This window comes from Faecalibacterium prausnitzii (assembly GCF_003287405.1).
Classification (GTDB): domain Bacteria; phylum Bacillota; class Clostridia; order Oscillospirales; family Ruminococcaceae; genus Faecalibacterium; species Faecalibacterium intestinale.
The window spans coordinates 1-7,196 of the sequence record NZ_PRLD01000027.1; the positions used below are offsets into that span (position 1 = coordinate 1).

A 7,196-nucleotide genomic window follows, 5' to 3' on the forward strand; every position below is an offset into this window, starting at 1 on the left:
TCTTCCGGCTACGGTGTGGCGTGCAAGATCGTTAATTTTGCCATGCTGATCCCCAGTTCTCTGATGCAGTCCATGGCGTCCTTTGTGTCGCAGAACGTGGGTGCCGGCAACAAAAAACGCGCCGAGCAGTCCATGTTCACCGGCATTGGCATCGGTCTGGTGTTCGGCTGCGTCGTATTTGCATTGGTGTGGTGCAAGGGTGACGTTCTCTCCAGCCTTTTTACGGCAGATGCCTCTGTCATTGCCAACGGCTACGCCTACCTCAAGGGCTTTGCGCCCGAGACCATCGCCACCGCCATCCTGTTCAGCATGGTGGGTTACTTCAACGGTAACGACAAAACGCTCTGGGTCATGGTACAGGGGCTGGTGCAGACTCTGCTGGTGCGTCTCCCCATGGCGTATATTATGAGTATCCAGCCCAACGCCAGCCTGACGATGATCGGTCTGTCCGCACCCACCTCCACCGCAGTGGGCATCTTATTAAACATCTGCTTTTTCCTCTGGCTTAAACGATACGAAAATCAAACGTCTGCATAAGTTTTGAAGGCTGGAGGCCTGCCGATGGTTGTTACCACCTATAAACATGATACGGTCGTGCTTGAAATTTCAAATTCAATCATGAGTCGATAATAGCAAACAAGCCCACAGGATAGACCGCATAAAAATACGGCAGACCTGTGGGCTTGTTCCTTATATCGAGTTAATCTCTAAACGATAAATCCTCTGATCCATGACCTCCGACCACATTCTTCAAATATTCCTCCGGGTTACCATTCAGAATCAAATCCGCGTAGCTCAGCGGATCATTGTAGATGAGGTAATCCAACTCCGACCTCTGCGCCATGGTCGCATCCAACGCATCCTCGACCCCGGTGCAGTCGATGGAAATTTTTCTTCCATCCCGGAGCAGCAGCTCCACGCAGCCGGTGTCCATGTTGAATTTGCAGGTTCTTTCATCGTACTTCATACTCGTGTCCTTTCTACCTTACGGCACCTTTACAGTTGTGACCTTCGTGATACGGTCTTTCTTTTGATAAGGTTTCGGACACACGGCCGTCAGGGAAGAGCCTGAATTTTCATTTCCGAAGAAAACAAAAAATCCGAACCCTTCTCCTATCGAGAAAAGGTTCGGATTTTCATGGTTTGGTGCGATGGAAGGGACTCGAACCCCCGGCCTACTGATTCGTAGGAACCGAATAGCACATTTTGTCCATTTCATCATTTGACAGCAAATCGTCGTTTTAATCGAATTGCCGTTATTTTACCGTTGTTATTCTATTGCATCCTTTGCATTGCTTGCACGCCTTTGCACCTGTTATCCATCCTTGCGATGTGCAGAAAATGTGCAAAAGTGTGCAGCGCCAAAATCAGCCCGGCAAAACAGGCTGTTTCGCACAGCCTCAAAAGCTGGATTTCAACGGTATTTATTGTGCAAAATCTTCCAGTTTTATCCAAACAACAATCTTACATGACACACCGGTTCTATGGCAGGGTTTAGGACATCCGAACAGACACCGTTTGATATAGAAATGAGGTTCACCATGAACAAACTGCTTTCCTGCCGCTACAACATGGACACCAACCGGGTGGAAGCCCGGTTCGAGGATGGCACCACCCTTGCCATTGACTGCATCGCCGTGGAGGACGAATACGGCAACACCCCGGCACAACGGACAGAACTGGACTGGCTGCTCTACAATAAGCCCTTGGAGTATGCACAGATGGTGCTGAGAGGGGAGGTGGAGCACTACCTGTCGCTGAGGTGTGACCACGGCAGACTGGAAGATTAAGCCCTTATAAAGAACACGATGCCCACCGACCTATGGTTTTCGCCATAAGCTGGTGGGCATCTGTTGTTCTGGTTTATAATTCACTGATGGTTGCAGTAATGGGCTGCATGAGGATTTGCCTTACCGGGTTATATACTGCCAGCACCACAGCCGCCAGCACGACTACGACAATCACGGCAAGACAGCCCCACGGCATCTGCCACGCTGCACCGAAATAATGGGTGATGAGCAGGATATACAGCTTCCGATTCAGCACAAGACCCAGCGCAATGCCCACCACAAGACCGGACACCGCATAGGTGCCAGCTTCGGCAGAGATCATGCGTTTCAGCTGTGCATCATCCATCCCGATGGCACGCAGGATGCCATACTGCTTCATTCGTGCCGACACGCTCATGGAAATGCTGTTGACGATGTTCAGAATGGTGATTCCTGCAATCACGATGAGAAACGCATAGACCACCAGATGGAACGCCCAGTAGGTGCTTTGTATCATCCGATTTCCTTCGATTCGGTTGGAAAAAACAACCTGCTTGTTTAACGTGTCGCTCAGCAGGGTGTGTATTTGTGCAATGGCTGCGTCTGCTGTGGTATCTTTTAGTTGAATATCGATCACCGCATAGCGGTTTTGCCCGGTCAGCTGATGGAAGGTTTCTTCGGTGCAGATAACAATCGGGGAATCGGTACTACTGAACGGGCTGTCGTTCAATACACCCACGACTGTGAGCTTTGCATCCTCCAGCTGAATGGTATCACCCACGGTCAGGGAGTTGCTTTTGTCGAATACCGTCAGCACAGGGTATGTGCCATCCTCCGGCTCCTGCGGAAGGGTTCCGCCAATCAGGTCTTTTTTCGCCCAGCCAAACTGTATCGTATCGTATGAAATCAGGTCGATGGACCCCTGTTTTCCCTGATATTCCGCCGGGAGCGGGCAATACATCCGCCCGAATGCGTGTTTGACTTCCGGCAGAGCTTCCAGCTGCTCCACCAGCACCGGGTCAAGGACATTTTGCCCGGATGTTTCAGCCACCGATAAGTCCGGTGTGTAGGGCTGCAACGGATTCAGCGCAAATCCAACCCATCGAAGCAAAACCGAAAAGCTCAAAAACAGGAGAATGCTTAACGCAAAGGAACCTGTCATCAGAAGCAAGTTCTTTTTGGACGAGATTGCATGGCTCACGCCCAAAGAAAGCTCTGCACGACTTCCAAACAACCGAGCATGACACGGAGAATCCGCTGCATTTTCCACCGCATTCCCAGTTGCTGCTGTGATCGGAGAAGCTTTTGCCGCCCGCCGTGCCGGAGAAGATGCCGCGAACCAAACCGTGATAAGTCCCAGCACGGAACCACAGATAATACCGACCGGGCTGATGCCAAGCACTGGTAAAGAGCTGAACTCCTCGCCGATAAATCCACGCAGAAAGGAACACAATCCCCATGTGGAAACGATTCCCAGCACACATCCTGCTGGAACAGCAGTTTTACACCAGAAAAGAGCTTCCAGCCGGACAAGCATCCGAACCTGATTTTTTCCTGCCCCAAGACAACGTAGCATTCCATAATAGCTGGTACGCTGCGCTACATTGCTGTTGATGCTGCCTGTGATCATAAAAATTCCGGCAAGGACGACCATGCCAGCCAACACAGCCGCTACCGCATATAAGCCTACAATATAATCGTTGTTGCTGCTTGCGTTCAACGCCATCAGGTAAGTATTTTCGGAGATTTTTTCTTCTGAAATTCCGTACTTGTTTTCGATGTTCACAATGGACTGCCGCAAATTGGTACGTGGCTTGAACTGGATGAAATACTGTGTTTCAAAGGATTCTTCTACCTGTGCGGCAATCTGAGAAAATGTACTGCGGTTCATCACCAGCACAACAGCATCATACTGGTTCGCATCGGAGGTATCCTCATTGAAACCTGCGACAGTAAGCGAAATGGTCTGTCCATCCGGGAGCGTCAGCGGAATCGCTGTACCGACCGTAACATCCAGCCAATCCCGGATGTTTGCTGTCACGAGCACTTCGCCATCCGCCGGGGCAGTGCTACACTGCATTCCCGGAAAGATTTGAAGGATTGCATCATCTGCTCCTACCAGTGCGGCACGTTTATCTCCGGCAAAGTAGTTTTCCGTAAGGGAAGCGTTGATGTCGCTATACGCCGAAAATGCAGCAACATCCTCCTGTGCGGCAAGCTCTGCGGCTGTTTCAGGGGAGATGTCCTTTACCATGATATGCCAGTTCCCGTTTTTGTTCAGCTGGTTTGAGGTTTCCATCCGAATCGCCATATCTGCCATACTGAACACCGCCGTGACCAGAAACACCGCAAGGACGATACACAGGATGGTCATGCGGTTCTGCCGTCTGCGTACCTTGGCAGAAATCGGGATCAGGCTCAGATAGCTTTTCATTTCTGTGCTGCTCATTCCCGGCACCTCCCAAAATCGGTCAGGCAGCCGTCCGATACCTGCAGCACCCGGTCTGCCGTCTGCGCAATGCTGCGGTTGTGGGTGATCATCAGGATGGTCTGCTCGTATTTCCGGGATGTTTCTTTTAGCAGGGCAATGACCTCGCTGGTGTTCTGGGTGTCCAGATTGCCGGTCGGCTCATCCGCCAAAATCAGGGAAGGGCGGGTCATCAGGGCGCGGCCAATGGCTACCCGTTGCTGCTGCCCACCGGAAAGCTGACTTGGCAGATGCTTCCGACGGTCTTTCAAATTCAGCACGGTCAGCAGTTCTTCCAGATATGCCCTGTCCGGCTTTTGGTAGTCCAGCAGCACTGGGAACAGGATGTTCTGTTCTACGGTCAGTTCCGGGATGAGGTTGAATGCCTGAAAGATAAAACCGATATTGCGGCGGCGGAAGATCGTCAGCTCCCGGTCTTTCATGGCAAAAACATCCTTGCCATCAATCAGCACCTTGCCGGAAGTCGGCGTATCCAGTCCACCAATCAGGTTGAGCAGGGTGCTTTTGCCGGAGCCGGATTCACCAACGACCGCCACATATTCGCCTTTCGGCACTGAAAATCTAACATCTTTCAGCGCATGGACAGCAGTTTCTCCGCTGCCGTAGGTCTTGCAGAGATGGTTGACTTCTAATAGTTCCATAGTGTATCCCTCACTTTGCAGGTTCCTTCGATTCAGACGGATGATCTCTGTCTGTGCAGAAAAGGATAACACGTCAACCTTACTGCAAGCCTACACGCAGCCTACAATTTTGTAGGAATCGGAAAATTCAGAGTAAAGGTCGTGCCCTTTCCCAGCTCGCTGTCTACTTCAATGGTGCCGTGATGGGCTTCCACAATGGCTTTTGCCAGCGGCAGACCCAGCCCGATGCCCTGTGTATCCTGTGAAAAGCGGCTGCGATAAAACCGTTTGAAGATATGGTACAAATCTTCCGGGTGGATGCCGCTGCCGTTGTCGCGCACTTTGATCTGAACCATGGACGGCAGTGCATTCCACTCTATCTGAATCGTATCTCCGCTCTTTGTGTGGTCAAGGGCATTCTTTACAAGATTGTCCACAGCTTCCTGCATCCAATCACGGTCGCACCAAAGTGTAACCGCCTCTGAGCCGGACAGAACAAGCTTTTTCTGTTCCTGCTCTGTACGATAGTGATACTGCCGCGCGATGTCCTGCACCATTTCAGCAACATTTTCGTTTTTCTTCTCCAAGACGACCGAACCGGCATCCAGCCGGGTGATTTTGAGCAGATTCTGCACCAGCGTTTCGATGCGGTCCAACTCCTGTTCGGACAGGTCTGCAAACTCTTTGACCTCCGACGGCGAAACAGCTTCGTCCTGAAGCAGACCGTTGTAGATATTCAACGCCGCCAGCGGTGTTTTGAGCTGGTGCGAAATATCTGCAATGGTATTTTTCAAAAAACGCTTCTCCCGCTGCTCGTTGTCTGCGTGTGCGCTCAGAACTGCCGCCAATGCATTAACGGAGTGAAACAGACGGTAAAATTCTCCCTCCCGGTCGCAGTCCAGTCGTGCATCCGGGTTGCCATCCAGACAGCTTTGGATTTGCTGGACTGCCTGTTCCAGAAGCGCGCTCTGCCTTTGGAAATAGCGAAAAAGCACGCCCCAGAGACAGCCGCCCAGAAGCAGAAAAACCAATAGTAACCCGAAAGAAAATACATGCGTCGTATGCCATACGATGCCCTGCGTGAGAGCCAATGCCACCGCCCAGACCGCCAGCACGGCTTGGAACAAATTTCGGATCTCCCGGTTTGCGAATACTTTCATACGGCACCTTTACCCATTCCATTTATAGCCCATGCCGCGGACAGTCAGCAGCATCTGCGGTTTGCCGGGGTTGTCCTCAATCTTCATCCGCAGCCGCCGGATATACACTGTTAAGGCACTGCTGTCAATGTAATCCCCATCGCAGTCCCACAGTGCATCCAGAATTTGTTCCTTGGATAGCACGGCATTCGGATGCTGCATAAAGAAGCAGAGCAGCTTGTACTCTGCGCCGGTCAGTTCCAGCAAGATTCCGTTTTTGTATGCCTGCCCCTGCAACAGCCGGACGGTGATGCTGCCCGATTCCAGTACGGGTTCTCCTGCGCTGGACGCATTTGCACGGCGAAGCAGTGCATTGACCCGCGACAACAGGACACCCAGCTTGAACGGCTTGGTCAGGTAATCATCCCCGCCCAGTTCCAGTCCCATGATGATATTCATTTCCTCATCCGAAGCGGTCAGGAACAGAATCGGCACGTTGGATGTGCGCCGCACCTTCTGGCAGAAATCGAAGCCAGAGCCATCCGGCAGGGAAACATCCAGCACCAGCAGGTCATATTTTCTGTCTGACCACAGCACCTCGGCTTCTGCCAGTGTCCGGGCTGTATCCAGTGCAAAGCCCTGTTTCTTGAATGCAAAGGTCAGCCCACTGATCAGGCTCAGATCATCTTCCAAAAGGAACAGTTTTCTCATGATTCCCTCTCTTTTCTGCGTTTTATGTGTCCTACAGGTTCAAAAGCATTATAAGTTTTTTCTGCGAACATTACAATGTGCGAAACGGAAATTGTTTCTTGCCGTGTGTTAAATATAAGTCCTACTATCACCGCTTTACTGCAATAAAATTTGTAAAACCATCTTGACGCTCGCCGTAATCCATGATACCCTTTATCGCAAATCCCACCGAGCTTGTCGGGGCAACGCCCCTCCATCTTGCTTGCGCAAGACCGCTCTGCCGCTTAAAAGCCCCACTGGGGCTTTCATTGCTACGCAAACGCGGTCTTGTAGAAAAGTACAGAACGGCGAGGATTTATTCCCCATGAAGATTTTTACCGCCCCGCAACACACCCGATCTATTTTGCCGCCGTTTCACCCGACAAAATCCATCGCTGCGCTGCATGGGCGGTATTTTTCTTTTTCACAAATAAAATCTTATGTAGTTGTT

The 7,196-nt window shown here is 51.2% G+C and carries 7 protein-coding genes; 2 read left to right on the forward strand and 5 right to left on the reverse strand.

The window, feature by feature from the left end; genetic code table 11:
- On the forward strand, positions 1-537 hold a 537-nt coding region (locus C4N24_RS14375; RefSeq protein WP_242983295.1), incomplete at its 5' end, for an MATE family efflux transporter.
- 163 nt (positions 538-700) lie between these two features.
- Here C4N24_RS14375 and C4N24_RS14380 read toward each other — a convergent pair.
- On the reverse strand, positions 701-967 hold the full coding sequence (locus C4N24_RS14380) for a DUF6061 family protein (protein ID WP_112091971.1): 267 nt from the start codon (positions 965-967) through the stop codon (positions 701-703).
- A gap of 574 nt (positions 968-1,541) precedes the next feature.
- Between C4N24_RS14380 and C4N24_RS14390 the strand changes: the two genes are divergently transcribed.
- Positions 1,542-1,790 carry a DUF6061 family protein gene (locus C4N24_RS14390; protein ID WP_112091972.1) on the forward strand — a complete coding sequence of 83 codons (249 nt, stop codon included), beginning with the start codon at positions 1,542-1,544 and terminating at the stop codon, positions 1,788-1,790.
- Between the two features lie 73 nt (positions 1,791-1,863).
- On the opposite strand, the gene C4N24_RS14395 is transcribed toward C4N24_RS14390, so the two are convergent.
- The 4 genes from C4N24_RS14395 to C4N24_RS14410 form a co-directional block, all read right to left on the reverse strand.
- Positions 1,864-4,218, reverse strand: coding sequence for an ABC transporter permease (locus tag C4N24_RS14395; protein ID WP_112091973.1), 2,355 nt, complete (start codon positions 4,216-4,218; stop codon positions 1,864-1,866).
- Positions 4,215-4,898 (reverse strand): ABC transporter ATP-binding protein, encoded by a 684-nt coding sequence (locus C4N24_RS14400; RefSeq protein ID WP_112091974.1) that lies wholly within the window; start codon positions 4,896-4,898, stop codon positions 4,215-4,217. The genes C4N24_RS14395 and C4N24_RS14400 overlap by 4 nt, the downstream gene beginning before the upstream one ends.
- Positions 4,899-4,999: 101 nt before the next feature.
- Positions 5,000-6,037, reverse strand: a complete 1,038-nt coding sequence (locus tag C4N24_RS14405; protein WP_112091975.1) for a sensor histidine kinase — start codon at positions 6,035-6,037, stop codon at positions 5,000-5,002.
- 9 nt (positions 6,038-6,046) lie between these two features.
- Positions 6,047-6,727 (reverse strand): response regulator transcription factor, encoded by a 681-nt coding sequence (locus tag C4N24_RS14410; RefSeq protein ID WP_112091976.1) that lies wholly within the window; start codon positions 6,725-6,727, stop codon positions 6,047-6,049.
- Positions 6,728-7,196 lie beyond the last annotated feature (469 nt).